Source organism: Corynebacterium afermentans subsp. afermentans, from assembly GCF_030408355.1.
Lineage (GTDB): Bacteria > Actinomycetota > Actinomycetes > Mycobacteriales > Mycobacteriaceae > Corynebacterium > Corynebacterium afermentans.
In genome coordinates this window covers 2,082,730-2,109,587 of sequence record NZ_CP046606.1, presented here as the reverse complement: position 1 = coordinate 2,109,587, position 26,858 = coordinate 2,082,730, and the positions used below count along the sequence as shown (strand labels likewise).

Annotated in this window: 26 protein-coding genes; 15 read left to right on the top strand and 11 right to left on the bottom strand. The window is 64.9% G+C overall.

The window, feature by feature from the left end:
* Positions 1 to 36: 36 nt before the first annotated feature.
* The 9 genes from CAFEA_RS10050 to CAFEA_RS10010 all read right to left on the bottom strand — a co-directional run bounded on the left by CAFEA_RS10050 (position 37) and on the right by CAFEA_RS10010 (position 10,141).
* Positions 37 to 1,278 (bottom strand): pyridoxal phosphate-dependent aminotransferase, encoded by a 1,242-nt coding sequence (locus CAFEA_RS10050; RefSeq protein WP_063937003.1) that lies wholly within the window; start codon positions 1,276 to 1,278, stop codon positions 37 to 39.
* A 19-nt stretch (positions 1,279 to 1,297) separates the two neighbouring features.
* Positions 1,298 to 1,906, bottom strand: a complete 609-nt coding sequence (locus CAFEA_RS10045; RefSeq protein WP_063937004.1) for a DUF1707 SHOCT-like domain-containing protein — start codon at positions 1,904 to 1,906, stop codon at positions 1,298 to 1,300.
* Positions 1,907 to 1,969: 63 nt separating this feature from the next.
* A complete protein-coding gene (locus CAFEA_RS10040; protein WP_035000198.1) occupies positions 1,970 to 2,191 on the bottom strand; it encodes a hypothetical protein in 222 nt (73 codons plus the stop codon).
* Between the two features lie 14 nt (positions 2,192 to 2,205).
* Positions 2,206 to 3,144, bottom strand: a complete 939-nt coding sequence (locus CAFEA_RS10035; RefSeq protein WP_063937005.1) for a substrate-binding domain-containing protein — start codon at positions 3,142 to 3,144, stop codon at positions 2,206 to 2,208.
* The gene (locus CAFEA_RS10030) at positions 3,137 to 3,508 is read right to left on the bottom strand and encodes a hypothetical protein (protein ID WP_063937006.1); all 372 of its coding nucleotides are present in this window, start codon (positions 3,506 to 3,508) and stop codon (positions 3,137 to 3,139) included. The genes CAFEA_RS10035 and CAFEA_RS10030 overlap by 8 nt, the downstream gene beginning before the upstream one ends.
* A 12-nt stretch (positions 3,509 to 3,520) precedes the next feature.
* A complete protein-coding gene (locus CAFEA_RS10025; protein ID WP_063937007.1) occupies positions 3,521 to 4,804 on the bottom strand; it encodes a Na/Pi symporter in 1,284 nt (427 codons plus the stop codon).
* Between the two features lie 112 nt (positions 4,805 to 4,916).
* On the bottom strand, positions 4,917 to 6,869 hold the full coding sequence (locus tag CAFEA_RS10020) for an ABC transporter ATP-binding protein (protein ID WP_063937008.1): 1,953 nt from the start codon (positions 6,867 to 6,869) through the stop codon (positions 4,917 to 4,919).
* Positions 6,866 to 8,572: an ABC transporter ATP-binding protein gene (locus tag CAFEA_RS10015; RefSeq protein WP_063937009.1), complete on the bottom strand. Its 1,707-nt coding sequence runs from the start codon at positions 8,570 to 8,572 to the stop codon at positions 6,866 to 6,868. Before CAFEA_RS10015 ends, CAFEA_RS10020 begins: the two co-directional genes overlap by 4 nt.
* 198 nt (positions 8,573 to 8,770) lie before the next feature.
* The gene (locus CAFEA_RS10010) at positions 8,771 to 10,141 is read right to left on the bottom strand and encodes an FAD-dependent oxidoreductase (RefSeq protein ID WP_063937010.1); all 1,371 of its coding nucleotides are present in this window, start codon (positions 10,139 to 10,141) and stop codon (positions 8,771 to 8,773) included.
* 238 nt (positions 10,142 to 10,379) lie between these two features.
* Here CAFEA_RS10010 and CAFEA_RS10005 point away from each other — a divergent pair, with 238 nt between their 5' ends.
* The 8 genes from CAFEA_RS10005 to CAFEA_RS09970 are packed head-to-tail and all read left to right on the top strand — an operon-like array spanning position 10,380 to position 17,455.
* Entirely contained in the window at positions 10,380 to 12,044 is a 1,665-nt protein-coding gene (locus tag CAFEA_RS10005) for a nitrite/sulfite reductase (protein WP_063937011.1), read from the top strand.
* A complete protein-coding gene (locus CAFEA_RS10000; protein ID WP_035000191.1) occupies positions 12,041 to 12,301 on the top strand; it encodes a hypothetical protein in 261 nt (86 codons plus the stop codon). The genes CAFEA_RS10005 and CAFEA_RS10000 overlap by 4 nt, the downstream gene beginning before the upstream one ends.
* Positions 12,298 to 13,077, top strand: coding sequence for a phosphoadenylyl-sulfate reductase (locus tag CAFEA_RS09995; protein ID WP_035000189.1), 780 nt, complete (start codon positions 12,298 to 12,300; stop codon positions 13,075 to 13,077). Before CAFEA_RS10000 ends, CAFEA_RS09995 begins: the two co-directional genes overlap by 4 nt.
* Before the next feature lie 17 nt (positions 13,078 to 13,094).
* Positions 13,095 to 14,009: a sulfate adenylyltransferase subunit CysD gene (cysD, locus tag CAFEA_RS09990; RefSeq protein WP_035000188.1), complete on the top strand. Its 915-nt coding sequence runs from the start codon at positions 13,095 to 13,097 to the stop codon at positions 14,007 to 14,009.
* On the top strand, positions 14,009 to 15,298 hold the full coding sequence (locus CAFEA_RS09985; protein WP_063937012.1) for a sulfate adenylyltransferase subunit 1: 1,290 nt from the start codon (positions 14,009 to 14,011) through the stop codon (positions 15,296 to 15,298). Before cysD ends, CAFEA_RS09985 begins: the two co-directional genes overlap by 1 nt.
* Positions 15,299 to 15,309: 11 nt before the next feature.
* Positions 15,310 to 15,948: a sirohydrochlorin chelatase gene (locus CAFEA_RS09980; RefSeq protein ID WP_063937013.1), complete on the top strand. Its 639-nt coding sequence runs from the start codon at positions 15,310 to 15,312 to the stop codon at positions 15,946 to 15,948.
* Positions 15,949 to 15,958: 10 nt separating this feature from the next.
* Positions 15,959 to 16,882 (top strand): sulfite exporter TauE/SafE family protein, encoded by a 924-nt coding sequence (locus CAFEA_RS09975; RefSeq protein WP_082855619.1) that lies wholly within the window; start codon positions 15,959 to 15,961, stop codon positions 16,880 to 16,882.
* Positions 16,883 to 16,888: 6 nt separating this feature from the next.
* Entirely contained in the window at positions 16,889 to 17,455 is a 567-nt protein-coding gene (locus tag CAFEA_RS09970; protein ID WP_063937015.1) for a nucleosidase, read from the top strand.
* A gap of 296 nt (positions 17,456 to 17,751) precedes the next feature.
* Here the strand turns inward: CAFEA_RS09970 and CAFEA_RS09965 are convergent, their stop codons facing one another.
* On the bottom strand, positions 17,752 to 18,276 hold the full coding sequence (locus tag CAFEA_RS09965; RefSeq protein ID WP_063937016.1) for a type 1 glutamine amidotransferase domain-containing protein: 525 nt from the start codon (positions 18,274 to 18,276) through the stop codon (positions 17,752 to 17,754).
* Positions 18,277 to 18,320: 44 nt separating this feature from the next.
* Positions 18,321 to 19,724, bottom strand: a complete 1,404-nt coding sequence (locus tag CAFEA_RS09960; protein ID WP_082855617.1) for an AI-2E family transporter — start codon at positions 19,722 to 19,724, stop codon at positions 18,321 to 18,323.
* A 142-nt stretch (positions 19,725 to 19,866) separates the two neighbouring features.
* Here CAFEA_RS09960 and exaC point away from each other — a divergent pair, with 142 nt between their 5' ends.
* The 7 genes from exaC (at position 19,867) to CAFEA_RS09925 (ending at position 26,820) form a co-directional block, all read left to right on the top strand.
* Entirely contained in the window at positions 19,867 to 21,387 is a 1,521-nt protein-coding gene (exaC, locus tag CAFEA_RS09955) for an acetaldehyde dehydrogenase ExaC (RefSeq protein ID WP_063937037.1), read from the top strand.
* 244 nt (positions 21,388 to 21,631) lie between these two features.
* Entirely contained in the window at positions 21,632 to 23,473 is a 1,842-nt protein-coding gene (dnaK, locus tag CAFEA_RS09950; RefSeq protein WP_035000179.1) for a molecular chaperone DnaK, read from the top strand.
* Positions 23,474 to 23,487: 14 nt separating this feature from the next.
* On the top strand, positions 23,488 to 24,183 hold the full coding sequence (gene grpE, locus CAFEA_RS09945) for a nucleotide exchange factor GrpE (protein WP_063937018.1): 696 nt from the start codon (positions 23,488 to 23,490) through the stop codon (positions 24,181 to 24,183).
* Positions 24,184 to 24,328: 145 nt separating this feature from the next.
* Positions 24,329 to 25,513, top strand: coding sequence for a molecular chaperone DnaJ (dnaJ, locus tag CAFEA_RS09940; protein ID WP_035000176.1), 1,185 nt, complete (start codon positions 24,329 to 24,331; stop codon positions 25,511 to 25,513).
* A 21-nt stretch (positions 25,514 to 25,534) separates the two neighbouring features.
* Positions 25,535 to 25,945 carry a heat shock protein transcriptional repressor HspR gene (locus tag CAFEA_RS09935; RefSeq protein WP_063937019.1) on the top strand — a complete coding sequence of 137 codons (411 nt, stop codon included), beginning with the start codon at positions 25,535 to 25,537 and terminating at the stop codon, positions 25,943 to 25,945.
* Positions 25,946 to 25,970: 25 nt separating this feature from the next.
* The gene (locus CAFEA_RS09930) at positions 25,971 to 26,390 is read left to right on the top strand and encodes a hypothetical protein (protein WP_076590022.1); all 420 of its coding nucleotides are present in this window, start codon (positions 25,971 to 25,973) and stop codon (positions 26,388 to 26,390) included.
* A gap of 25 nt (positions 26,391 to 26,415) precedes the next feature.
* Positions 26,416 to 26,820, top strand: a complete 405-nt coding sequence (locus tag CAFEA_RS09925; protein WP_063937021.1) for a hypothetical protein — start codon at positions 26,416 to 26,418, stop codon at positions 26,818 to 26,820.
* The last annotated feature ends 38 nt before the right edge of the window (positions 26,821 to 26,858 follow it).

The following is a 26,858-nucleotide window of genomic DNA, read 5'->3' as shown; positions in this document are numbered from 1 at the left end:
CCACGGTCGCCGCTGGAACCCCGCGCGCTGGAACCCCTAGTGCTGGTGGTAGTCCACCAGGAAGTTGCCCAGGCGTTCGATGGCGTTTTCCAACTGCGACGCCCACGGCAGCGTGACCACGCGGAAGTGGTCCGGGGTGGGGTAGTTGAAGCCGGTGCCCTGGACCATGAGGATCTTTTCGGATTTGAGCAGGTCCAGCATGAACCTCTCGTCGTCGTGGATGTTGTACATCTCCGCGTCGATCTTGGGGAAGCAGTACAGCGCACCCTTCGGCTCCACCACGGACACACCGGGGATTTCGCGGAGCTTTCGCACTGCGACGTTGCGTTGCTTGTGCAGGCGCCCGCCTTCGGCGGTGAGTTCGTAGATGGACTGCCGGCCGCCAAGAGCCACCTGGATGGCGTGCTGTCCGGGCACGTTCGCGCACAACCTGGTCCCCGAAAGCAGGTCGAGGCCTTCGATGAAGCCGGCGGCGCGGCGCTTTGGGCCCGTGATAACCATCCAGCCGGCGCGGTAGCCGCACACCCGGTACGCCTTGGACAGGCCGTTGAAGGTGATGCACACGAGATCCGGGGCGATTTCTGCCATGGAGATGTGCGAAGCTCCGTCGTAAAGTACGCGATCGTAGATTTCGTCGGAAAGCACCATGAGCTCGTGCTCGCGGGCGATGTCGGCGATGCCTTCGAGCACCTCGCGCGAGTACACGGCGCCGGTGGGGTTGTTCGGGTTGATCACCACGATCGCCTTGGTGCGGTCGGTGACTTTCTCCCTGATGTCCTCGAGCGAGGGGTTCCAATCGTCCTCTTCGTCGCACATGTAGTGCACGACTTTGCCGCCGGCGAGCGTGGACGCGGCGGTCCACAGTGGGTAGTCGGGGGCGGGGATGAGGATTTCGTCGCCGTCGTTGAGCAGCGCCTGGGTGGTCATGCTGATCAGCTCGGACACGCCGTTGCCCAGGTAAACGTCGTCGATGTCGAAGGGCGGGAAGCCGTCGATCATCTCGTAGCGCGTAACCACCGCGCGGCGTGCGGACGTGATGCCCTTGGAGGTGGTGTAGCCCTGTGAGGTGGGTAGGTTGGCAATCATGTCGCGCATGATCACGTCCGGCGCCTCGAAGCCGAACACGGCCGGGTTGCCGGTGTTGAGCTTCAAGATGGTGTGGCCGTCGCGCTCCATCTTCTCGGCGGTGGCGCTCACCGGCCCGCGGATGTCGTAGGAGACGTTTTTCAGTTTGTCCGCCTGGTCGAAATGGCGGTGCTTCTTCAGTGGCTCACTCATGGCACCACTGTAGGCCTGTTTACTGTTTGCGGAAGCGGTTTATCGTGTTTTGTGCAACATCGAGCGCGTCCGAGGTCAGCTGGTTGAACTGGTCCCTACGCTGCACCCGCATCATGGCATGCTGGTGCGCCTTGGCAGATTCGATTTCCAGCTGGCGGCGTTTGATTTCCTGGCGGCGCTGCTGCTCCAGCTGCCGCAGGGTGGGGGTGTACCAGGAGTCCGGGCCGACCTTCATTACGTACAGCAGGATGAACAGGGTAGGGATGAGTAGCAGGAACACCGGGTGCAGCGCGGTGAGCCCGAACGCGCCTACCGTGCCCAGCCAAAACATGCCCGCGCGCATGCGCTTGCCGGAGCGCCGCGCCTGCATGATCTCGCGGCCGCTGTAAAACACGTCGCCCGGGTGCACTTCTTGCCTATCGACGGCACCCCCGGCCTGCTGCTGCGGCGGCAAATCCCCGAGAATCGGTTCCAGGTCGGAGTGGACCTGTGCTTCGGCGACCTGTCGGCAGCGGTCATCGAATTCGCCCATGTTGAGTCGGCCCTCGCCAAGTGCGCGGCCGAGGGTGTCCATGGCGTCCATGCGCTCCTGGTCGCCGATTCTGAAGTTGCCGTATGGGGTGCTCACGCCGCATATAGTAACGCCCCGGACGGCTGTCGTGCACGTCCGGGGCGGTGGTTGCGCGTGCGGTTAGCTGTCCTCGCGGGAGCCGTCGCGGACCTCTTCGCGCGGCAGGTTGCCGTCGTTCCAGCGAGCGTTGTCCTCGTGGTTCTCGGCTTCCTCGACGGTGCGCACGCCCTCGCCGAGCGGCAGGGTGTCCATGTTCTGGTTCGCGCCGCCCGCGGCGTCCTGGCCGGCAGCGGTCTTCCCGGTCTCGATGTTGGTGTACAGGCCTTCGTTTTCGGTAGTCATGCGCCTGATCCTACTTACTGCCAGCGCTCGTCAGCGCCGGTTTCGCGGTCCTCGTAGCGCTTCTTCGCCTTGTCGTACTCTTCTTCCGGCAGCTGGTAGAAGTACACGCGCGGCAGCACGGCCTCGACCTTGTCCAGGTAGGTGGTGACGAACTCGTTGACGTCCTCGCGCTTTGCGGAGTCCTCGTTGACGTAGATGAACAGCGGGCGCGCCAGCGGGTAGTTGCCGCTCTTTGCTTCATCGACGCTCGGTGCCACGCCGTCGACAAGTACGTTGTCGATGCGGTTGCGCGTCGGGTCCTCGGTGGCCAGGTAGTTGCCGATGCCCATGAAGCTCAGACCGTTGACGTCCTCGGAGACCCACTTGGACAGCTCCTGGATGTCGTCGGTGGCCTGGTAGTCGTCGCGGATCTCGTCGCCGCCCAGCACGAGCTGCTCGAACACGCCGAGGGTGCCGGAGCCGTCCGGGCGGCCGTAGAGGGTGATTTCCTCGTCCGGCCAGGACGGGTCGATGTCCGACCACTTGGTCACGGAAGAGTCCTTCGCCCAGATGTCGTGCAGCTGCTGGATGGACAGGTCCTGGGCCCAGTCGTTGTCGCGGTGCTTGACCAGCGTGATGGCGTCCAAAGCGATGGGCAGCTCGATGAAGTTCACGCCGGCATCGGCGCACTGCTTCTGGTAGTCCACGTCCGCGCTCGAGCCGGGGATGGCCACGGAGGCGTCGTTGATGTCGGCGTCGCCGGCGCAAAACACCTCGAAGCCGTCGGTGGAGCCGACCGCGTCGATGTCCACGTCGAAGTCGTAGCGGTTGGCCATGTAGCTGGTGATCGGTTCGACGGTGGAGGAGCCGGTGACCTTGATGGCGTCCTCGCCCGGGGTGGTGTCGTTGCCGCAGCCGACGGCCAGCGCAGCGACGGCGGCCACAGCGACAGTCGCGGTGAGTCGTTTACGCATTACCCTTGCCTTCCCGCACCTCGTTGCGCAGTTCGCGCAGCAGCTTGAACAGGTTGCTCCAGGAGCCCTTGGAGTTTGCCCAGTACTCGGGGAAGTTCTTCAGCTCTTCTTCCTGCTCCGGGGTGACGTTCGGGTTGATCTTGCGGTGGGCGCGGGCCTGTTCGCCTTCCAGCTTGTCGCGGTTGCCCATGCGGGCCTGCAGCTCGCCGCGAAGCTCGTCTGCGGTCTCCTCCAGCTCGTGCAGCAGCGCGTGCAGCTCGGCATCGGGGGCTTCGCGGTTAATCAGGTCCTGCGCCAGCGGGGTCAGGTCGGGGGTCTCGCCCGGGGTGTTTCCAGTGTTGGTCGGGTTCTCGGGAGTAGTCATTTTGGGGGCTCCTTAGGAGAGTGCGTTGGAGATGAACACGGCCAGAATCGGGATGAGGAAGAACACGCCGCCGATCCACGCGAAGACGTAGAGCTTGTTCTTCGTTGCCATGGCTGCGAGCCAGTCGGAGCCGGCCGGCGGGAGCTTGCGCAAGAACGGCACGCCCAGGATCAGGATCGCGGCGAAGGTGTTGAACAGGGTGTGCACCAGCGCACCTGCCATCGCGGCTTCGGCTTCGGCACCGGAGGCGGAGAACGCGGCGATCAGGCCGGTGACGGTGGTGCCGATGTTGGCGCCGACCACGAACGGGAACAGGGTGCGCACCTTGAATTTGCCGGAGGCGGCCAGCGGCACGGTCAGTGCGGTGGTGGTGGAGGAGGACTGCACCAGGGTGGTGATGGCGGCACCGGAGAGCACACCCACAAAGGCGTTCTTGCCCAGGGCCGCGTAGAGGATGTCCTGGGCCTTGCCCACCAGCAGCGCGTTGAGGATGTTGCCGATGAACTGGATGGAAAACAGGATCAGCACGATGCCCAGCACGGCCAGGACCACGCCGCCCCAGACGTCGCCCAGCGGCTCGACCAGGCTGCCGGCGAGGCCCACCAGCGGCTCGGTGATCATGTCGATGAAGTCGCCGATGGATTCGAAGATGCCCGCCAGTACACCGTCACCGGAGCCGGACAGCGACGGCGCAATCGCCGTTGCGGTCTTGCCCAAAAAGCCGGTGAACATTTCCAGCGTGAAGAAGATCAGGATGGCAATCAGGTTGAAGAAGTCGTGCACGGTGGCCATGGAGAAGCCCTGCTGGAACTGCTTCTTGTTACCGGCCAGACCAAGCGCCACCAGGGTGGAGGTCACGGAGGTGCCCATGTTCGCGCCGAAGAGCATCGGAATCGCGATGTTCAGCGGCAGGCCGCCGGCGATCATGCCCACCACGATCGAGGTGGTGGTGGAGGAAGACTGAATGATCGAGGTGGCCACGATGCCGATGGCCAGACCCACGAACGGGTTCTCGGCGAAGGAGAACAGCTCCTCCGCGCGGTCGCCGGCGATGCCCTTGAAGCCGTCACCGATCATGCCCACGCCGTTGAGCAGGATCCAGATGCCGATGATCACGGCGATCCAGTTGGCGATCTCCTTGGCTTTGCCGTCGAGCGGGAGGAAGCCGAGCGGGTCTTTGCGCTCGCTGTCGTCGTCGACGTCGAGGTCCTCGAGGTTTTTGTTTTCGTCTTTTTCGGTGCGGCCGGTGTTGTCGGCCGTGGCGACGGTAGATCCGCCGGTTTCTTCACGTTTCATGGTTTCCCAATCAGTCAGCTGACATAGGCTCGCCCGCCAGCGTATGGCCGCCGCGTTAATGGAACGGTGTCCGCAAGGTGAACATTTGGGAAACGTGTGAATTTGCTGTCAGTTAGGCGCTGAACTGGGATTGGTGCAGGCGCCAGTACGCACCTTGCTTTGCGACGAGCTCCGCATGCGAACCTTGCTCCACTATGCGTCCGTCTTCCATCACCACGATCACGTCCGCATCGCGGATGGTGGACAGGCGGTGCGCGATGACAAACGAGGTGCGGTTGGATCGCAGCGCGTGCATGGCCTGCTGCACCATGACCTCGGTGCGGGTGTCCACCGACGAGGTCGCCTCGTCCAGGATCAACAGCGCCGGCTGCGACAGGAACGCGCGCGCAATCGTGATCAGTTGGCGCTCGCCGGCGGAGACGGACCCGCCGTCCTGGTCGACTACCGTGTCGTAACCCTCCGGCAGCGAGCGTACGAAGCGGTCCACGTAGGTGGCCTTCGCCGCCTCGATGACCTCCTCGTCGGTGGCGTCCAAACGCCCGTAGCGGATGTTGTCCATGATCGTGCCCTTGAACAGCACCGCGTCTTGCAGCACCATGCCGATCTGGCCGCGCAGGTCCTCGCGGGAGTACTCCCGGATGTCGGTGCCGTCGAGGGTTATCGCGCCGGAATCGACGTCGTAGAAGCGCATGATCAGGTTCACCAGCGTGGTCTTGCCGGCGCCGGTGGGGCCGACGATCGCGGCGGTCTGGCCCGGCTCCACCCGCAGGTTCAGGTCCTGAATCAAAGGCTCGTCGGTGTAGGAGAAGGACACGTCGCGGAACTCCACCAGGCCCTCGGCGCGGCCGTCCATGCGGGCCGTGGTGCTGTCTGCGGGTTCTACTTCAGCGTCGAGAAGCTCGAAGACTCGCTCCGCGGAAGCGACACCGGATTGGAGCATCTGCATCATGCCGGCGATCTCGCCGAGCGGCTGGTTGAACTGGCGGGAGTACTGGATAAACGCGGTGGCGTCGCCGAGCGTGAGCTTGCCCGAAGCGACCTTCACCCCGCCGAGCACCGCGATGGCCACATACGACAGGTACGAGATGAATTGCATGGTCGGGTGCATTGAGTTGGCCAAAAACTGCGCCTTTTGTGCCGCGCCCGCGAGCTCGTTGTTGCGCTCGTCGAAGGTGCGGCGCAGCTCCTCGGTGCGCCCGAATATGACGGCGACGTCGTGGCCGGAAAAGGATTCCTCCACGTGCCCGTTGACGTCGCCCGTGGCCTTCCACTGGGTGGTGAACTGTTGCTGCGAGCGCGTGCCCACCAAACCCATGACCAGGCCGGTTAGCGGGATGGCCAGCAGCGCCACCAGGGCCAGCTGCCAGGAGATGGCGAACATCATCACCAGGATGCCCACCACCGTCAGGATCGCGTTGAACAGCGAGGACAGGGACTGCTGCAGGGCTTGCTGCACGTTGTCCACGTCGTTGGTGGTGCGGCTCATCACGTCGCCGCGCTGGCGGGTGTCAAAGTAGCGCAGAGGCAGGGTGTTGATCTTCGCCTCCACCCGCTCGCGCAGGTTGAACACCGCGCGCATGGTCAGCCTATTCAAAATCGCGCCCTGCGCCCACATCAGCAGCGACGCAGCGACGTAGAGCACTAGGACCGCAACGATGAGCTGGCCAAGCCGGTCGAAGTCGATGCCGGTGCCGGGCGTGAGATCCATCGCCGAGGCCATGTCAGCGAAGCGGTTCTGGCCCGCGGCGCGCAAGCCCTCGACCGCCTGCTCCTTGGTAGTGCCCGGCGGCATGTGCTTGGACATCACGCCGGAGAAGATCACGTCCATGGCCCGGCCCATCACGCGCGGGGCGTACACGGCCAGCACCACGGACACGGCGTTCATGGCGAACACCGCAGTCAGCGCCAGCTTGTACGGGGCAAGCAACCCCAGCAGGCGTTTCGCGGACGGCCAGAACTGCTTGGCCTTGCGCGGCGCCTTGTTGGAGTAGTCGTCGCCGGCCATCTTCTCTTCGTACTCGGCGAGCTGGTCGTCTGTCAGCTCGGATCCGTGCTGGTTGCTCATGCGTCCACCTCCGCCTGGCTCGCCGCGATCTCCCGGTACGTCTCGCTGGTTTGCAGCAGCTCGTCGTGGGTGTCGCGCGCGACGATGCGCCCAGCCTCCATCACCAGAATCTGGTCCGCGTGCCTTATCGAGGACACTTTCTGCGCCACCACGATCACGGTGCGCTCCTGCACGATCTCGCGCATCGCCGCGTTCAGGTTCGCCTCGGTGGTCGCGTCCAGCGCGCTGAACGAATCGTCGAAGACGTACACCTTCGGATCCGCCACAAACATCCGCGCGATGCACAGGCGCTGGCGCTGCCCGCCCGAGACGTTGGTGCCGCCCTGGGAAATCGGCATGTCCAAATCGTCCACGAACCCGGCCTGCGCGGTCCGCAGCGCCGCCCAAAGCTGCTCGTCTGTGGCGTTCGGGTTGCCCATGCGCAGGTTCGACGCCACCGTGCCGGAGAACAGCCACGGCTTCTGCGGCACCATCGCGACCGCCTTGACCAGGTCTTGGCGCGGGATGTGGGTGACCGGATGGCCGTCGATAAGCACGCGCCCCGAAGTCGGCGAGTACAGCCGGGGCAACAGCCCCGCGAGTGTGGTCTTGCCGCTGCCCGTCGAGCCGATGATCGCAGTCGTGGTCCCCGGGCGGGCCTCGAACGAAATGCCCTCAAGCACCGGCTTCTCCGCGCCCGGGTAGGTGTAGGAGACGTCCTCGAAGCGCACGGAGCCTTCGCCTATCGACGCCCCTTCGGCCACCGACGCCTTCACCTCATGCCCGAGCACCTCCTCGATGCGATCCGCGCAGACAATCGCGCGCGGCAGCATCATCAGCATGAACACGCCCATCATCACCGCCATGAGGATCTGCATCAGGTACTGCATGAACGCGGTGAGTGAACCGACCTCCACCAGGCCGTCGTCCACGCGGTGGCCGCCGAACCACAGCACGGCCGCGGTGGCGAGGTTGAGGATGAGCATGATCACCGGGAACATTGTGACGAACACGCGGCCGATGTTCAGACTTAGCCTGGTGATGTCGTGGTTCGCGTCCGTGAACCGCTCGGCCTCGTAGTCCTCGCGGCCGAACGCGCGCACCACCCGGATGCCCGCGATCTGCTCGCGCAACAGGCCGTTGATCGCGTCAAGCTTTGTCTGCATGCGCTTGAACAGCGGCATCAGGATCGCCGCGGTGACGCCCACCACGACGGCCAGGACGAGCACCGCCGTGACCACCAGCCACGACATACCAGCGTCCTGGCGCAGCGCCATGATGATGCCGCCGATGGCCATGATGGGTGCTGCGACCATGAAGTTCATGAACAACAGGAACGTCATTTGCACCTGCTGGACGTCATTCGTGCCGCGCGTGACCAGTGTGGCGGCGCCGAAATGCGCCATCTCCTCGCTATCGAAATCGGACACCCGGTTGTACACGGAGGCCCTGATGTCCCGGCCGGTGTCCATGGCCACCTGGGAGGCGAACCACACTGCCGCGATCGCCGCTGCGATCTGCACCAGCGCGACTGCCAGCATCGTGCGGCCGGTGCGCCAGATATACGGCACGTCCGCCTGGGCGACGCCGTTGTTGATGATGTCCGCGTTCAAGTCCGGCAAGTACAGCGTGGCCAGGGTCGTGACCAGCTGCAGCACGATAACCAGCGCGATCTTGCCGCTGTACCGCTTGCCAAAACGCGCGGTGAGGCGGATGAGATCCATGAGTGCCCCTCTCTTTTCTCCGGGGTAATCCTAGACCGGTGGGGCCGCGCTGCTGCGATACTGCTGCTGCCTAAACGCCGATATCGGCGTTTACGGCGCCAGCTGCTGTAAAAGCCCAGGTCGCGGCTCGGCGCTCAGGCTAAATGCCGATATCGGCGTTTGCGGCTGGGGCGGCGGCGGGTGTGCCCGCCGAAACGCTTACTGGCCGGCGCGGGAGTGGCCGAGCATGTCCTCCCACTCCACGATCTTCTTGCGCTCGCGCGGGAAGTTGGCGTCGGCGGCGCCGAGGGCGCGCTCGGCCTCGTCGAGTTTGTACCAGCCGTCCCAGGTGGCGTAGTCCACGCCGCGTTCGCGCAGCAGGTCAAAGATGTCGTCGGCGCCGGTGTGGGTCGGCGCGGCAAGCTTGCCGGCGTCCGCGTCGGCGATGAGCATGTCGGTGGTTTCCTTGGCGTCGGACTTGGTGTTGCCGATCAGGCCCACGGGTCCGCGCTTGATCCAGCCGGTGACGTAGAGCTTGTCCTCCGGTGCGGCACCCTCTTCGGCGGTGACCAACACGCGGCCGCCATCGTTGGGGATGACGTGGCGCTCCAGGTCGAAGGGCACGCCCTCGACCGGCTCGGAGCGGTAGCCCACGGCGTGGTAGACCTGCTGGACCGGCCAGTCGGTGAACTTCTCGGTGCCGCGGATGCCGCCGTTGCCGTCGAGCTCCTGGCGCTCGGTGCGGATGCCGGTCACGGCACCGGAGTCGTCGGTGAGCACCTCCACCGGCTCTTCGAAGAAGTGGATGTGGATCTTGTGCGGCGCGTCGTCCGGCTCGCGCATGGCGTACTGCTCCAGCACCTGGCAGTTCAGATCGACGGACTTGTCGGAGCGGCGGACCTGCTCCGACAGCTCGTCGTAGTCGATGTCCTCGGGGTCCACGAGCACCTGGATGGTGTCGGACTCGTCGAGCTCGCGCAGCTCCTTCGGCGTGAACTTCGCCTGGGCGGGGCCGCGGCGGCCGAACATGTGCACCGTCTCCGCTTTGTTGTTCTTCAGGGATTCGTAGACGTTGTCCGGAATTTCGGTGACGGTGAGCTCGTCGCCGGTCTTGGCCAGGATGCGGGAGATATCGAGTGCCACGTTGCCCACGCCGACGACGGCGACTTCCTTGGCCTCGAGGTTCCAGTTGCGCTCGAAGCGCGGGTTGCCGTCGTAGAAGCCGACGAACTCGCCGGCGCCGATGGACTTGTCGCCGCCCGGGATAAGCAGCTCGCGGTCGCGCACGGCACCGGTGGAGATGACGACGGCGTCGTAGTAGTCGCGCAGGTCGTCGATAGTGATGTCGCGGCCGACGGTGACGTTAGCGATCAGGCGCAGCTTGTCCTTGTCCAGCACGTTGTGCAGGGACTTCACAATGCCCTTAATTCGCGGGTGGTCGGGTGCCACGCCGTAACGGATCAGGCCGAAGGGGGCGGGCATCTGCTCGAAGAGGTCGACGTGGACGTCGTGCTCTTCGTTGCGGATTAGCAGGTCGGAGGCGTAAATGCCGGCTGGGCCGGCTCCAACTACGGCGACGCGCAGGCTCATATGTTCGTTGTCCTTTCGCAAAAGGGTGTGTTGATGTTGGACACTATAGCGTATAGACCGAGTGGTCTTAAACCCGCAAATAATTTCATTCTCAACCCCCGTAAAACGTTTACATTCACTGCCTTAACCGGCACTTTCTCCGGTCCAGTTGTTTTAGACCGAGTAGTACGGCACTATTGGCCAGCAATAGCTCCGGGCCGCCCGGATGCGTACAGAGTTGTCTATTTAGGGAGAGCAGATGAGCGCACCCATTAAGCCCAGGACACGCCCGAAGAAGTCGGAGGGGCAGTGGCTAATAGACGGCTCCGCGCCGCTGAACCACGACGAGGAGATCAAGCAGGAATCCCCAGTCCTAGACGTCAAGCAGCGCGTAATCGACGTCTACTCCAAGGGCGGCTTCGATTCGATCGACCGCGAGGACCTCTACCCGCGCTTTAAGTGGCTCGGCCTGTACACCCAACGCAAGCAGAACCTGGGTGGCGAGTTCACCGGCGAGGACAACAGCGTCCTGGAAGACAAGTACTTCATGATGCGCATTCGCTTCGACGGCGGTATCTGCTCCACCGCGCAGGCCCGCGCCGTCGGCGAGCTTTCCCGCGACTACGCGCGCTCCACCGTGGACCTCACCGACCGCCAGAACATGCAGTTCCACTGGGTGCGCATCGAGAACGTCCCCGCGATCTGGGAGAAGCTCGAGGAGCACGGCCTGAACACCTGGGACGCGTGCGGCGACGTGCCGCGCGTGATCTTAGGCTCCCCGGTCGCCGGCATTGCCAAGGACGAGATCATCGACGCCACCCCCGCGATCCGCAAAATCCAGCAGATCGTCACCGACGAGGAATTCCAGAACCTGCCACGCAAGTTCAAGACCGCTATTTCCGGCAACGCCCGCCAGGACGTGGTCCACGAGATCAACGACCTTGCCTTCATCGGCGTTGAGCACCCCGAGCTCGGCCCCGGCTTCGAGTGCTACGTCGGCGGCGGGCTGTCCACCAACCCGATGCTCGCGCAGTCCCTCGGTGCATTTGTCACCCTCGAGCAGGTCCCCGACGTGTGGGCGAACGTGGTGCGCATCTTCCGCGACTACGGCTACCGCCGCCTGCGCAACCGCGCGCGCCTGAAGTTCCTGGTCAAGGAGTGGGGCGTGGAGAAGTTCCGCCGCATCCTCGAGGAGGATTACTTGGGCTATGCGCTTGCCGACGGCCCAAAGGCCCCCAACAACCTGGTCGACCGCGACCACATCGGCGTGCACGAACAAAATGACGGCAACGTCTACATCGGCGTGAAGCCCACGCTGGGCCACATGTCCGGCGAGCAGCTCATCGCGCTCGCGGACCTGGCGGAGCAATACGGCGTGACCGACCTGCGCTTTACTCCGTTTAAGGAGGTGCTGTTGCTCGGGGTGGAACCGGAGGACGTCGAGAAGCTGCAAAGCGATTTGGAACAGATGGGGCTGTACTCGAAGCCCTCCGAGTTCCGCCGCGGCCTGCTCAGCTGCACCGGCCTGGAGTACTGCAAGCTCGCGCACGTGACCACGAAGTCCCGCGCGATCGAGCTGGCGGATGAGCTGGAGGAGCGCTTCGGCGACCTGGATTCGCCCATCACCATCTCGCTCAACGGCTGCCCGAATGCGTGCGCGCGCCACCAGGTCTCCGACATCGGGCTCAAGGGCCAGATGGTGGCGAACGAGGACGGCAAGAAAGTCGAGGGGTTCCAGGTGCACCTCGGCGGCACTATCGGCGAGGGCGCGAACTTCGGCCGCAAGCTGCGCGGCCACAAGGTGCTGTCCACCGAGCTGACGGATTACGTCACGCGCGTGGTGCAGCATTACGTGGACAAGCGCGAGGACGGCGAAACATTTCGTCAATGGGTCGCCCGCGCGGACGAGGATGATTTGCGATGAGCTTTCGCCGAGCCCCGAATCCGAACCGCAATTTCCCCTCGTTTTGCCCCTATTGTGGCGGGGAGGACCTTTGGCCGAACGAGGAGACGGACTTTGCCTGGAAATGCGGGGAGTGCCTGCGTGTTTTCGAGGTGAAGTACCACGGCCAGGACGATCCGGACACCCCGCACGCGCCCGCGCCGTCGACGGAGGAGGCGCTGCAGGCCTCCCTGGCGCGGCACGGGCATACCGCAGTAGTGAAGGAAGAGAAGCGATGACCAACCTGCTCAACCAGCCGGGAGGAAACTTCCGCGACCCCGAGATCAGCCCGGCAGGGCCGAGGGAGACGGCGGCGTTGCCGGAGGACGTCGCCAAGCAAAACGCCCAGCTCGTAGACCAGTGGGCACCCAAGCTTTACGACGCCTCCGCCGCCGACATCCTCGGCTGGGCCCACGAGCACGCGCCCGGCAAGCTCGCGGTGACCCTCTCCATGGAGAACACAGTGCTGGCGGAGTTGGCCGAGCGCCACCTGCCCGACGCGGACTTCCTCTTTTTAGACACCGAGTACCACTTCCCGGAGACCCTCGAGGTGGCCGACGCAGTTGAGGCCCGCTACCCCTCGCACACGCTGGTGCGCGCAACCGCCCAGCTCACCCGCCCGGAGCAGGACAAGGTGTACGGTCCGAATTTGTACCTGCGCAACCCCGGCGCGTGCTGCCGCATGCGCAAGGTTGAGCCGCTGGCGGTGCACATGAGCCCGTACGCCGGCTGGATCACCGGCCTGCGCCGCGCCGACGGCCCCACCCGAGCCGAGGCGCCCGCGCTGAGCCTGGATAACACCGGGCGGCTGAAGATCTCCCCGCTGGTGACCTGGTCGCTGGAGGACACGGAGGCATTCGAGGAGGATAACGACCTGATCATCCACCCGCTGACCCGTCAGGGCTACCCCTCCATCGGCTGCGCCACCTGCACCATGCCCGTGGCCGAGGGGGAGGACCCGCGCGCCGGGCGCTGGGCGTTCGCATCCAAAACCGAGTGCGGCCTGCACGAATAAAAGGAGCTTTAGACAAGATGACGCAAGCAACGACACCTGAGCTGTCGCCGCACCTGAAGGACTTGGAAAACGAGTCCATCCACATCATCCGCGAGGTGGCCGGGCAGTTCGACAAGATCGGCCTGCTGTTTTCCGGCGGCAAGGACTCCTGCGTGGTCCTCGAGCTGGCGCGCCGGGCCTTCGCGCCGGCGGCCATGCCGATTGAGCTGCTGCACGTGGACACCGGGCACAACTTCCCGGAGGTGATCCAGTTCCGCGACGAGCTGGTAAAAAAGCACGGGCTGCGACTGCGTGTGGCCGAGGTGCAGGACTGGATTGATCGCGGCGACCTGCAGGAACGCCCCGACGGCACCCGCAACCCGCTGCAGACCGTGCCGCTGGTGGAGACCATCGCGGAGGTCGGCTACAACGCCGTGCTCGGAGGCGCGCGCCGCGATGAGGAACGCGCCCGCGCCAAGGAGCGTGTGTTCTCCGTGCGCGACTCCTTCGGCGGCTGGGACCCGCGCCGCCAGCGCCCCGAGCTGTGGGACCTGTACAACGGCGCGACGCTGCCGGGCGAGAACGTGCGCGTGTTCCCCATCTCCAACTGGACCGAGGCGGACGTGTGGGAGTACATCGGCGCCCGCGGGATTGCCCTGCCGTCGATCTACTTCGCGCACGACCGCGAGGTGTTCGGCCGCGACGGCATGTGGCTGACCCCGGGCGAGTGGGGTGGCCCGCGCGACGGCGAGCAGCTTGAGACCCGCCGCGTGCGCTACCGCACCGTGGGCGACATGTCCTGCACGGGCGCGGTTGATTCGGACGCGTCCACGATCGACGAGGTGCTCGTCGAGATCGCCAACTCCACCCTGACCGAGCGCGGCGCGACGCGCGCCGATGACCGCCTGAGCGAATCCGCCATGGAAGACCGCAAGAAGGAAGGCTACTTCTGATGACTGCCCCGACCACCACTTCCGCCGCAGCCGCGTTGGCGGACCGCGAAACCCTGCGCCTGTGCACCGCCGGCTCCGTCGACGACGGCAAGTCCACCTTCGTCGGCCGCCTTTTGCACGACACGAAGTCCGTGCTCGCGGACCAGCTTGCCTCCGTCGAGCGCACCTCGGCCGACAGGGGCTTTGAGGGCCTCGACCTTTCCTTGCTTGTCGACGGGCTCCGCGCCGAACGCGAACAGGGCATCACCATCGACGTGGCCTACCGCTACTTCGCCACCGATAAGCGCACCTTCATCCTCGCCGACACCCCGGGGCACGTGCAGTACACGCGCAACACCGTGACCGGCATGTCCACCTCCCAGGTGGTCGTGCTGCTGGTGGACGCCCGCAGCGGCGTGGTGGAACAGACCGTCCGCCACCTCACCGTGGCCAAGCTGCTGGGCGTGCGCACCGTGATCCTGGCGGTGAACAAGATCGACCTGGTCGGCTACTCGGAGGAGACCTTCAACGAGATCAAGACCACCTTCGACGCCAAGGCCGCCGAGCTCGGCATCGAGGACCCGCACGTGGTGCCGATTTCCGCGCTCAAGGGCGACAACGTCGCTGAACTGTCCGCGGAAACGCCCTGGTACACCGGCCCGACCGTGCTGGAGCTGCTGGAGACCATCCCGGTTAACCACGGCCGCGCCGACGACCTGGACTTCCGCTTCAACATCCAGTACGTGCTTCGCGAGCACGCCACCGACTACCGCGCCTACGCCGGCCGCGTCAACGCCGGTTCCATCTCCGTCGGCGATGAGGTCCTCGCCCCGTACGGCCGGAAAACCACCGTGGCCGGCATCGATTCCACCGACGGCCCGGTGGAGGCCGCCCACGCCGGCGACTCGGTGGCCCTGCGCCTTGCCGACGAAATTGACCTGACCCGCGGTGACCTCCTGGCCTCTGGAACCCGGCCAGAAGACACAAGGGAGTTCGCCGCCACCGTTGTGGGGCTCACCGAGAAGGAGTTGCGCGCCGGGCAGGCTGTGAAGCTGCGCATCGGCACCGCGTTCGTGCGCGCCCGCGTGGCCAGCGTGGACCGCGTCCTCGACATCGACGGTGCTGCCGGCGACAACACCTCGCCCGAGGCCGTCGCGCTCAACGAGATCGCGCACGTGACCATCCAGACCGCCGACGAGTTGCCGGTCGAGCCCTACGCGGCCCGCGGCGCGGTGGGCAACTTCCTGCTCGTGGACCAGTCTTCCGGCAACACGCTGGCCGCGGGTCTCGTGGGAAAGCGCCTGCGCTAGGAGCACCCACCATGACCGCGCTGATCACCCTCTCCCACGGCTCGCGCCACCCGCGGGCCAAGGAGGGCATCCGCGCGCTCACCGAAGCGGCCGCCGAAAAGCTCGGTGTGGAGTGGGCGGACGCGCACCTCGAGTTCGATCGCCCCACCCTTGCCGAGGCGGCCGCCGCGTTGTCTTCGCCGCGCGCCATCGTCGTGCCGCTGCTGTTCACCCGCGCGTTCCACGCGAAGGTGGACGTGCCGGCCCACCTCACCGAGGCGCGCGAGCACTGCGACCTCACCCTCGCTGAGCCGTTCGGCACCGGCCCCGACATCGCCGAGACCCTGCACAAGCGCTTGCGTATCGACGCACCTTCGGCGTCCCACGCCACCCTATTTCCCGTCGGCACATCGGATGCCGAACAGGCCGCGAACTACGCCCGCCTGGCGGACAACCTGGCGCGTTTGGCCGGGATCGATGTGTCGGTGGTGCAGGCGACGAGGGGCGACCGGAGGTTCGTCGATAGGCACACACACGTGCTGCCGCTGTTTGTCACCCACGGAACACTCCTGGACCGGATCCCACCGCACCTGTCAGCTTCTGGGCCGCTGACCACAGACCTCGCGGATGTTGTTGCCAACCGATACCGCACTGCCGAAAAGGACGCCTGAGATGTACAAGATTGAGACGCTGCTGCTCATCGCCGTGGCCGGCCTGGCCGCCCAACTTGTCGACGGCGGCCTCGGCATGGGCTTCGGCGCCACCTCGTCCACCATGCTCATCGCACTGGCCGGGCTGACCCCCGCGGCCGCGTCCGCCGTCGTGCACACCGCGGAGCTGGGCACCACGCTGGCCTCCGGCGTCGCGCACACCCGCTTCGGCAACGTGGACTGGCGCACCGCGTTCGCCATCGGCATCCCCGGCGCGATCGGCGCGTTCCTCGGCGCGACAGTGCTGGTGCGCCTCTCCACCGAAGCCGCTCGGCCGGTGATGTCGCTGATCCTGGCCCTGATCGGGCTGAACCTGATGCTGCGTTTCGCGCGCGGGCTGACCCAGCGCAAGCTGGTGGAAAAACCTCATTCCCGCGGGTTTTTAGCCGGGCTAGGCATGTTCGGCGGGTTTGTGGACGCCACCGGCGGCGGTGGCTGGGGGCCCGTGACCACCTCGACGCTGCTGTCCGCCGGGCGCGCTGAGCCGCGACGCATCGTCGGCACCGTCACCACCGCCGAGTTCCTGGTCACCACGGCCGCCACCCTCGGGTTCGCGGTGGGAATGTGGAACGACCTTGTGGCCAACCTCGCTGGGGTGCTCGCGCTGCTGGCGGGCGGAGTCGTCGCCGCGCCTATCGGAGCGTGGGTGGTCACCCGCATGAACCCCATCGCGCTCGGCGGAGTCGTGGGCACCTTGATCGTGTTTCTGAACCTGCCGGTGGTGCTGAAGTTCCTCGGCGTGGACTCCGGCCTGTGGGTCGTGCGCGTGCTGGTTTTGGTGCTCGGTGCGGCGCTGTCCGTGCGCGGCGTGCTCAAGGCGCGCCAGAACTCGCGGGCCGCGGGGGAGCGCGAGGGAGCGACAGTGGTCGACGCGGAGCCAGCCCGCCTACGATAAGCAACCATGTCTGACTTGCTTATCGCCGCAGCGATGAAAGAAGAGGCCGCGGACATCATGTCCGGCGGCGACCACGAGGTGCTGATCACCGGCATCGGCACCCTGCCCGCCGCGATCGCGCTGACCCGCCGCCTGTCTTCCGGGCCGCTGCCGTCGCGCGTGATCAACGTCGGCACGGCCGGCGCCCTGGTGGACTTGGAGCCTGGCGTCTACGAGGTTTCCGACGCCGTCAAACACGACTTCAAAGTCGGTGGCACCTCCGAGATCACCGACTTTGTCTACCCGCGCTGGTTCTCGTTCGACCCGCTGACCGAGCTGCCCAAGGCCAAACTCGCTACCGGGGATGCGTTTGTGAACCGCTCCGATCTGCGCGAGGAGCTCGCCCGCGAGTGCCAGCTCGTGGACATGGAGGGCTACGCCCTGGCCGCGGTGTGTTCCACCTTCGGCGTGCCGCTGACCCTGCTCAAGCAGGTGTCCGATTCCGCCGACGAGTCCGCCTCCGCGGTGTGGGAGGCCGCCCTCGAGCGCGCCCGCGTCGAGCTGGGGCAGGCGCTGCGCGAGCACCTGCGGTAATCGCCTGGGGCCGCTGCGCTCCCGGCGACCGCTCCCTGCGCCCCATCTTGCGAATCTGCTAGTTGCCCCGCACGCCCAACTAGCAGATCAAGTGTCCAACTTTCTGTTGTTCCAGGTGATGTTGGAACCAGGTGCCAGTAAGGAGCTCATCTGCTAGGAGCGTTTTTGGGCAACTAGCAGATGAGCCCGCAGCGATGCGGAGGCACCACAAACCCAGAGCACGAAACCCCTATTAAGCGCGAAAATGGCGCTTAATAGGGGTTTCGTACTGGGGATCTGGCGGCGAGAGCAGAGTCCTACTTCGCGAACTCCTCCACGAGCGTGGCGTTGAACGCCGGCAGGTCGTCCGGGGTGCGGGAAGAGATGAAGCCGGAGTCGACCACAACCTCCTCGTCGACCCAGTTGGCGCCGGCGTTGGCCAGGTCGGTCTTGACGTTGGCCACGGAGGTGAGCGTCACGCCCTTGAGCACGTCGGCTTCGGCGAGGATCCAGCCGCCGTGGCAGATCACGCCGATCGGCTTGCCGGCGTCCTTGAACGTCTTAACCAGTGCTACGGCGTCGGCGTCGGTGCGGATGGTGTCAGCGTTAACGGTGCCGCCGGGCAGGATAAGGGCGTCGAACTCGTCGGCGGAGGCGTCGGCCGTTTTGGCGTCGACAGCCACCTTCGCGCCCTTCTTGCCTTCGATCTCACCGGTTTCGGTGGAGATGACCTTGGTGGTCGCGCCGGCGGACTCCACGGCTTCCTTCGGGGAGGTCAGCTCCGAATCCTCGAAGCCGTTGGTGGCGATAATTGCGACGCTCTTGCCGTTGAGGTCAGCCATGGTTTCGTCCTTTCGTCGATGAGTAAGTACGGCGCCCACCGTACCTATTCTTCGTCCTTGATGGCGTGGGTGCGGCCCGGAACCTCAGTGTCGCCCTCGACCTCTCCCAAGGGGACGCGGGTGGAGCCGAGGCCTTCCTTGACGGGGACCTTGGTGTTGGACTTTTCTCGCTTGGCCATGCGCATCATGTGGTCGCGCACGGCGAGGAACGACGTCTTCGAATCCATGGTTTGGGTTTGCTGGGTGGCCATGGCTATCTCATCGGCGGTGATTTCACCGGAGCGCAGCGAGACCATCTCGGCCCAGTAACGCAGCCATACCGCGGCAACGGCGGCGACCGGCACAGCCAGGAACGCGCCGACGATGCCGAACAGGGTGCCGCCCACAGCGACGGCGAGCAGGACCACGGCGGCGTGCAGGCCCATGGCCTGGGACTGCAGGATCGGGGAGAGGACGTTGCCCTCCAGCTGCTGCACGGCGATGATGAGCAGGAGCACGAACACAGCGTTCATGAACCCGTTGGACACCAACGCGATGATCACGGCCAAGGCGCCGGCGGAGATCGCACCCACGATCGGGATGAAGCCGGCGAAGAAGGTCACCACAGCCAGCACCGGCCACAGCGGCACGCCGAGGAAGAGCAGGCCCAAACCGATGAAGATGGCGTCCACCATGGACACGATGGCCTGGGTGCGGATGAAGCCGGACAGGGTGTTCCAGGAGCGCATGCACACCTCGGTGAGGTGCCAGCCGGCGCGCACGCCCGTGTACTTGCGTACCCACGGCAGGAAGCGGTCGCCGTCTTTGAGGAAGAAGAACAGCAGCACGAGCGTCAACGCGAGCGTGGTGCCTACCGACGTAATCGCGCCGATGCCGGAGAACACCCCGGAGGCGATGTTCGACGCCTGACCCTTCACAAACGCGGTGGCCTGGTCCACGGCCTGCTGGATACGTTCCGGCTCGAGGAAGGTGAAGTTCTGCTCCTTGAGCCAGGCGATGATCTGGTTGATGCCCTGCTCGGCCTGGTGGCCGAGCTCGGTGCCCTGCGACTTCACGGTCGGCGCCATCGCGGCGATGATGCCGCCGAGGATGCCGAAGGTGGCGATTAGCGTGATGAACACCGCGAGGGCGGCGGGGATCTTGTGGCCCCGCATCCAGCGCACCGGCGGCCACAGCACCGTGGCAAGGATCAGTGCAAGCAGGATGGGCAAAAGGCCCATCCACACCCATTTGAGCAGGTAGAGCAGGATCGCGGTGGCGGCGACAATGATGATGAAGCGCAGCGCCCAGGCGGCGGCGGTGCGGCCGTCAGAGGCGATGATGTCGCCGCGGTCTACGGGCTCTTTGGAAAGCTCCTGGGCCGCGTCTGCCGGGGTGGGCAGCATCCGGACATCGTCGACTGCGGTGTCGAGCGCGCCGACGTAGTCGTTGTTTTCGTGTTTAGTCACGCGCTCATTGTGCCAGAGATGCTGGTTAATGCATATGACGTGGGAGCTGGAGGGCCGTCGTCAAGAACAATGCCCTAGACCACACGTGGATACAAGTGTAGCGTGGGACACAACCTGACCCTAATGTAAGAAAGGCATGGAAATGGCTGTCTACCCGAACCCCGGAACCGAAGGCTCAAACGTCAAGTACCGCGAGCGCTACGACAACTACATCGGCGGCGACTGGGTCGCCCCAGTGGACGGCGAGTACTTCGACAACATCACCCCCGTCACTGGCGAGGTGTTCTGCCAGGTCGCGCGCGGTAAAGAGCCCGACATCAACTTGGCGCTCGACGCCGCGCACAAGGCCGCGCCCGCCTGGGGCAAGACCTCCCCGGCGGAGCGCGCGATGGTGCTGCTGAAGATCGCTGACCGCATGGAAGAGCACCTCGAGGAGCTCGCGGTGGCGGAGACTTGGGAAAACGGCAAGGCCGTGCGCGAGACGCTCGCCGCCGACATCCCGCTTGCCATCGACCACTTCCGCTACTACGCGGGTGCGCTGCGCGCGCAGGAAGGCCGCCTGAGCCAGATCGACGAGGACACTGTCGCCTACCACTTCAACGAGCCGCTCGGCGTGGTCGGCCAGATCATCCCGTGGAACTTCCCGCTACTCATGGCCTCCTGGAAGCTGGCACCGGCGCTGGCGGCGGGCAACGCGATCGTGCTCAAGCCGGCGGAGCAGACCCCGGCGTCGATCCTGTACCTGATGGATCTGGTCGGCGACCTCATCCCGGCGGGCGTGCTGAACATCGTCAACGGCATGGGCGACGAGGCGGGTGCGGCGCTGTCCGGCTCCGACCGTATTGCCAAGATCGCCTTCACCGGCTCCACCGAGGTGGGCAAGATCATCAACAAGGCCGCGGCGGACAAGATCATTCCGGTCACTCTGGAGCTCGGTGGCAAGTCCCCGGCGTTGTTCTTCGAGGACATCTTTGAAAAGGACGACGACTTCAAGAGGAAGGCGGTCGAGGGCTTCGCCATGTTCGCGCTGAACCAGGGTGAGGTGTGCACCTGCCCGTCGCGTGCGCTGGTGCACGAGTCCATCGCGGACGAGTTTTTGGAGCTTGGCGTGCAGCGCGTCAAGAAGATCAAGACCGGCAACCCGCTGGACACTGACACCATGATGGGCGCGCAAGCCTCCACCGAGCAGATGAACAAGATCCAGTCCTACCTGGAGCTTGGGCCCCAGGAGGGTGCGGAAGTGCTCACTGGAGGCGGCGTGAACACGATCGACGGCCTGGAAAACGGCCTCTATATCGAGCCGACCGTGTTTAAGGGCACCAACGACATGCGCATTTTCCAGGAGGAGATCTTCGGTCCGGTGATGTCCGTGACTACGTTCAAGGATTTCGATGAGGCCATCTCGATTGCCAACGACACCATTTACGGCCTGGGCGCGGGCGTGTGGGCGCGCTCGGGCACCACGGCGTACAAGGCCGGCCTCGCCATTCAGGCTGGTCGCGTGTGGGTGAACCAGTACCACACCTACCCCGCCCACGCGGCGTTTGGCGGCTACAAGCAGTCCGGTATCGGCCGCGAGACGCACCTGATGATGCTGGACCACTACCAGCAGACTAAGAACCTCCTGGTGTCCTACTCCGAGCAGGAGACTGGCTTGTTCTAAGCAGTTGCTTGTCGACGATTCAACCTCCGGTTACCCACGTAACCGGAGGTTTTTCTATGCGTTTGCCTGCGGAAACAAAGAAAGTTGCGCTGGGTGGGAACAACTTTGTTGTACGTGCCGTTGTTACCTATGAGTGCGACAGACTCAAGAACGTCGCCGCCAGTGTTATAGTGGTGGCCGTCAAGTTGAGTCGGAGCACATCAACTTACTGATAAACCACTTCTCAACAGGAGGAATAACTCTTATGGCACGTGCAGTTGGTATTGACCTTGGCACCACGAACTCGGTCGTCTCCGTCCTTGAGGGCGGCGAGCCGGTTGTGATCGCTAACGCGGAGGGCTCCCGCACCACCCCGTCCGTCGTCGCTTTCGCGAAGAACGGCGAGGTCCTGGTTGGCCAGTCCGCGAAGAACCAGGCGGTAACCAACGTCGACCGCACCATCCGCTCCGTCAAGCGCCACATGGGCGAGGACTGGACCGTGGAGATCGACGACAAGAAGTACACCCCGCAGGAGATCTCCGCCCGTACCCTGCAGAAGCTGAAGCGCGACGCTGAGGCGTACCTCGGTGAGGAAGTCACCGAGGCTGTTATTACCGTCCCGGCGTACTTCGAGGACGCTCAGCGTCAGGCCACCAAGGAGGCCGGCCAGATCGCGGGCCTCGATGTGCTGCGCATTGTTAACGAGCCGACCGCGGCCGCCCTGGCGTACGGCCTGGACAAGAACGAGAAGGAAGAGACCATCCTGGTCTTCGACCTTGGCGGCGGCACCTTCGACGTGTCCCTGCTGGAGATCGGCGACGGTGTCGTCGAGGTGCTGGCTACCGCCGGCGACAACGAGCTCGGCGGCGACGATTGGGACAACCGCGTAGTTGAGTGGCTCGTGGACAAGTTCAAGTCCCAGAACGGCGTTGACCTGTCCAAGGACAAGATGGCGATGCAGCGTCTGCGCGAGGCCGCGGAGAAGGCCAAGATCGAGCTGTCTTCCGCACAGCAGGCCTCCATCAACCTGCCGTACATCACGGTGGACTCCGAGAAGAACCCGCTGTTCCTGGACGAGACGCTGACCCGCACCGAGTTCCAGAAGATCACCTCCGATCTGCTGGACCGCACCAAGAGCCCGTTCAACCAGGTGGTCAAGGACGCCGGCATGTCCGTCGGCGACATCGACCACGTGGTTCTGGTCGGCGGCTCCACCCGTATGCCGGCCGTGTCCGAGCTGGTGAAGGAACTGACCGGCAAGGAGCCGAACAAGTCCGTCAACCCGGACGAGGTCGTGGCACTGGGTGCTGCGCTGCAGGCTGGCGTGCTGCGCGGCGACGTCAAGGACGTGCTGCTTCTCGACGTCACTCCGCTTTCCCTCGGCATCGAGACCAAGGGCGGCGTGATGACCAAGCTCATCGAGCGCAACACCACCATCCCGACGAAGCGTTCGGAGACCTTCACCACGGCTGAGGACAACCAGCCGTCCGTGCAGATCCAGGTCTTCCAGGGCGAGCGCGAGATCGCGTCCGCGAACAAGCTGCTCGGCTCCTTCGAGCTGGCAGGCATCGCACCGGCTCCGCGTGGTGTGCCGCAGATCGAGGTCACCTTCGACATCGACGCTAACGGCATCGTGTCCGTGTCCGCGAAGGACAAGGCCACCGGCAAGGAGAACACGATCAAGATCCAGGACGGCTCCGGTCTGTCCGACGACGAGATCGATCGCATGATCAAGGACGCCGAGGCTCACGCCGACGAGGACAAGAAGCGCCGCGAGGAGCAGGAGACCCGCAATAACGCGGAGACCATGGCGTACCAGACCCGCAAGTTCATGGATGAAAACGGCGAGAAGCTGCCGGAGGACATCAAGGGCCGCGTGACCGAGGCTGCCGACGCTGTCGATGAGGCGCTTAAGGGCGAGGACCTGGATGCCATCAAGTCCGCAGTGGAGAAGCTCAACACCGAGTCCCAGGCAATGGGCACCGCGCTCTACGAGGCTCAGGCGAACGAGGGTGCAACCCAGGCCGACGCTGCCGACGGCGACGACAACGTGGTCGACGCTGAGGTTGTCGAGGACGACGACGCAACCGATTCCGATAACAAGTAAGGAGGCGACGTCTGATGACGAATCCGCACGACGAGCAGATGCCCGACAACCCGGGCGCTCCGGAGGCCACGGACCCCGAGTACGTGTCCCCCGACCAGGCGGAAACCCTCGCCGACGAGGCTGCTGAGTCCGAGGCGCTTGCGACGGACGAAGACCCTCTCTTAGCCGCGGACGCCGAGCTCGAGGACGCCGCGAAGATCGCGGAGAACGCGATCGACCCGGACGCAGACGGCGACGGCGCAGTCAGCGACATCGAGCTGCAGCTGGCGGAGCGTACTGAGTCGCTCCAGCGGGTCAGCGCCGAGTACGCGAACTACCGCCGCCGCACCGAACGCGAGCGTGGTGAGCTGGCCAACACTGCCAAGGCGAAGTTCGCCACACCGCTGCTGCCGCTTTTGGACGACCTGGATCTGGCCGAGCAGCACGGCGACTTGGCCGAGGGGCCGCTCAAGGCCTTTGCCGACAAGTTCCGCTCGATCGTTGCCGGCCAGGGCATCAAGGAGTTCGGTGCTGAGGGCGACGCGTTCAACCCGGAGATCCATGAGGCGGTGCAGGACCTCTCCCAGGGCGACACCAAGGCCGTGGGCACGGTGCTGCGCAAGGGCTACATGATCGGCGACCGCCTGGTGCGCAACGCCATGGTGATCATCGCTGATCCCGCCGAGCCTGCTGAGCCGGCCGGCGAGCCAGAAGCCGACACAACCGAGTAGGTAAATCGCTCGGATGGAAGGGCCGGGGAATGAGGCAGCGCGGACCCACGCGGCCTCGTCCCCGGCCTTTGTACTTAGATAAATTAGTGAACAAACTTTAGCGAGACAGACTCAACACTCTTTGTAGAGGAAAGGAGGGTGCGAGATGGCTATGCAACAAGAATGGGCCGATAAGGACTATTACGGCGACTTGGGCGTGAGCTCGTCGGCAAGCGCTGCAGACATCAAGAAGGCATACCGCAAGCTCGCACGCGAAAACCACCCCGACTCCAACCCCGGCAACAAAAAGGCGGAGGAGAAGTTTAAGCGGGTGGCCGAGGCGTACGACGTTGTCGGCGACGAGCAGAAGCGTAAGGAATACGACCAGCTGAAATCCATGATCAGCTCGGGCGGCTTCGGCCGGTTCGGGCGGGGAGGAGGATCCGGCTTTCCGGGCGGGTTTCGCGGCACGGAAACGGAATTCGACCTCTCCGACATCTTCGGATCAGCCGCTGGTGGACAAGCTGGAGACAGCGGCCTTGGTGATATCTTCGGTGGCTTCTTTGGCGGCCGCGGCGGTGCTGGCAGGAACGCTCGGCCGTCGCGGGGGGCCGACGTCGAAACGGAAATAACCCTCGATTTCCGTGAGGCCGCCAAGGGCACGACCATCCCGGTCGAGCTCACCGGCGAAGCTCCGTGCACCACTTGCCACGGCTCCGGTTCCAAGGACGGCAAGACGCACACCTGCCAGATGTGTTCTGGCTCCGGCTACATCCGCGAGAATTCCGGCGCCTTCGGCATGGCACGTCCCTGCACGAACTGCGGCGGCACCGGCGAGATCATCGAGGACCCGTGCGACACCTGCGGCGGCACCGGCACCGTGCGGCGCACCCGCTCGATCACCGTGCGTATCCCCGCAGGCGTGGTCGACGGGCAGAAGGTGCGCCTGGCAGGCCAAGGCGAGGCGGGCCCGAACGGCACGCCCGCTGGCGACCTGTTCGTCACCGTGCATGTGCGCAACGACGAGGTGTTCACCCGCTCCGGCGACGACCTTGAGGTCACCGTCCCGGTCGCGTTCTCCGAGGTCGCCCTCGGCGCAACCATCGCGGTGCCCACCCTGGACAACCCGGTGAAGGTGAAGGTTCCGGCTGGCACCCCGAACGGGCGCACCCTGCGCGTGAAGGGCCGCGGCATCCCGAAGCGCTCCGGCGCCGCCGGCGACCTGATGGTCACCGTGGAGGTGAAGGTGCCCAAGGACCTGGATCCGTCCGCCACCTCCGCGCTGCGCGCCTACGCCCAGGCTGAGAAGGACTCCGGCTTCGACCCGCGCGCCGGGTGGGCCGGGCTCTAGCCCAGGAAGGAGGTGTAGACGATGGATGAGAAACAGGAGTATTTTGTCATCTCCGTCGCCGCTGAACTGACCGGCATGCACGCGCAGACGCTGCGCACCTACGACCGGCTTGGCCTGGTCACGCCGATGCGCACCAAGGGTGGCGGCCGCCGCTACTCGCGGCGCGACATCTCCATGCTGCGCCGCATCCAGTACCTCTCCCAGGAGGAGGGCGTCAACCTCGCCGGCATTAAGACGATCATCGAGCTCTCCCAGCAGATCGAGGACCTCCAGGACGAACTGGAAACCCAACGCGGACATAACGAGGAGCTGCGCCAGAAGTTGCAGACCGGTACTCGCCGCGGCGGTGAGCTGGTGCACGTGCCGCGCTCCACCGCGGTGGTCACGTGGGAGCCAGCTGCTTCTCGACGCCGCCGGCGCTCCACGCGGTAGCGATCGGAGTTTTAAACTCGGCCGCATGACGACTAAGGCTGGCGCTCCGCCGTTGCTCAAAGAGACCGGTCCGTGGCGGTTCCGTTTCCCGGAAGTCATCCTGTTGGTTGCGGCGTTCGTGTGGATGGTGGTTGAGGACGCGAACAGTGAAATCAGCGCTGGCTTTGGATTTGCGCTGGTATTCGTCGCTCCGATGTTGCTTGGTGTTTTGCTGATGTGCATGGTGCTGGGCATCCCGCTGCAGCGCCAGCCGGTGAACAAGTTTTGGGGAGATGCCGCCTACATCGTGGTGGGCGTTCTCGTCGCAGTAATTTTGGCTAAAAGTGACAATCCGTACGGTGCGCTGCCGGCCATCATGCCGTACGTCGCCGCAGCCATAATTCTGACCGGGGTCTCCGCGGCGCTGCGGCGCGCAATTGCGCTCCTGGCGTGGAAGAGGAAATGACGCAGAGGCTCGTATACTCGGCAGCATGATGGCAGGTGTCAGCGAACCGCCGCTGCTCAAAGACACGCGACCGTGGGGTTTTCGCATCCCCGAGTTTTTACTGGTCGCGATTCTGTGCGTTGCGTTTCCAGGCGTGGCGGTATTCGGCGGCTACGTTGTCATCCCCGTGCTGGGGATGCTCGCCGCGGCGCTGCTCATCGGGCTTCCGCTGCAGAATCGCCGGGTAAACGATTTTATTGTTGACGCTGGCTACCTGGGTGTCGCGTACGTTATTGGTCTCGTGCTGAGGCTGACCGGGTTTCCGTACGAGGATCAGTTTTGGCTCAACGCCACACTGGGTGCGGCGTCCATTGTGCTGCAGATCGTCGGGTGGTCGGCGCTGATTCGGCGGGCGCTGGGGTATCGGCAGTGGAAATCGAATGCGGAATGACAAAACGCCCGCGCAGTGAACACTTGAGCGCGGGCGTT

Coding starts and splice junctions, on each gene's coding strand:
- CAFEA_RS10050 (WP_063937003.1), bottom strand. CDS start 1,278: ATGAGTGAGCCACTGAAGAAGCACCGCCATTTCGACCAGGCGGACAAA.
- CAFEA_RS10040 (WP_035000198.1), bottom strand. CDS start 2,191: ATGACTACCGAAAACGAAGGCCTGTACACCAACATCGAGACCGGGAAG.
- CAFEA_RS10035 (WP_063937005.1), bottom strand. CDS start 3,144: ATGCGTAAACGACTCACCGCGACTGTCGCTGTGGCCGCCGTCGCTGCG.
- CAFEA_RS10030 (WP_063937006.1), bottom strand. CDS start 3,508: ATGACTACTCCCGAGAACCCGACCAACACTGGAAACACCCCGGGCGAG.
- CAFEA_RS10025 (WP_063937007.1), bottom strand. CDS start 4,804: ATGAAACGTGAAGAAACCGGCGGATCTACCGTCGCCACGGCCGACAAC.
- CAFEA_RS10020 (WP_063937008.1), bottom strand. CDS start 6,869: ATGAGCAACCAGCACGGATCCGAGCTGACAGACGACCAGCTCGCCGAG.
- CAFEA_RS10015 (WP_063937009.1), bottom strand. CDS start 8,572: ATGGATCTCATCCGCCTCACCGCGCGTTTTGGCAAGCGGTACAGCGGC.
- CAFEA_RS10010 (WP_063937010.1), bottom strand. CDS start 10,141: ATGAGCCTGCGCGTCGCCGTAGTTGGAGCCGGCCCAGCCGGCATTTAC.
- CAFEA_RS10005 (WP_063937011.1), top strand. CDS start 10,380: ATGAGCGCACCCATTAAGCCCAGGACACGCCCGAAGAAGTCGGAGGGG.
- CAFEA_RS10000 (WP_035000191.1), top strand. CDS start 12,041: ATGAGCTTTCGCCGAGCCCCGAATCCGAACCGCAATTTCCCCTCGTTT.
- CAFEA_RS09995 (WP_035000189.1), top strand. CDS start 12,298: ATGACCAACCTGCTCAACCAGCCGGGAGGAAACTTCCGCGACCCCGAG.
- cysD (WP_035000188.1), top strand. CDS start 13,095: ATGACGCAAGCAACGACACCTGAGCTGTCGCCGCACCTGAAGGACTTG.
- CAFEA_RS09985 (WP_063937012.1), top strand. CDS start 14,009: ATGACTGCCCCGACCACCACTTCCGCCGCAGCCGCGTTGGCGGACCGC.
- CAFEA_RS09980 (WP_063937013.1), top strand. CDS start 15,310: ATGACCGCGCTGATCACCCTCTCCCACGGCTCGCGCCACCCGCGGGCC.
- CAFEA_RS09970 (WP_063937015.1), top strand. CDS start 16,889: ATGTCTGACTTGCTTATCGCCGCAGCGATGAAAGAAGAGGCCGCGGAC.
- CAFEA_RS09965 (WP_063937016.1), bottom strand. CDS start 18,276: ATGGCTGACCTCAACGGCAAGAGCGTCGCAATTATCGCCACCAACGGC.
- exaC (WP_063937037.1), top strand. CDS start 19,867: ATGGCTGTCTACCCGAACCCCGGAACCGAAGGCTCAAACGTCAAGTAC.
- dnaK (WP_035000179.1), top strand. CDS start 21,632: ATGGCACGTGCAGTTGGTATTGACCTTGGCACCACGAACTCGGTCGTC.
- grpE (WP_063937018.1), top strand. CDS start 23,488: ATGACGAATCCGCACGACGAGCAGATGCCCGACAACCCGGGCGCTCCG.
- dnaJ (WP_035000176.1), top strand. CDS start 24,329: ATGGCTATGCAACAAGAATGGGCCGATAAGGACTATTACGGCGACTTG.
- CAFEA_RS09935 (WP_063937019.1), top strand. CDS start 25,535: ATGGATGAGAAACAGGAGTATTTTGTCATCTCCGTCGCCGCTGAACTG.
- CAFEA_RS09930 (WP_076590022.1), top strand. CDS start 25,971: ATGACGACTAAGGCTGGCGCTCCGCCGTTGCTCAAAGAGACCGGTCCG.
- CAFEA_RS09925 (WP_063937021.1), top strand. CDS start 26,416: ATGATGGCAGGTGTCAGCGAACCGCCGCTGCTCAAAGACACGCGACCG.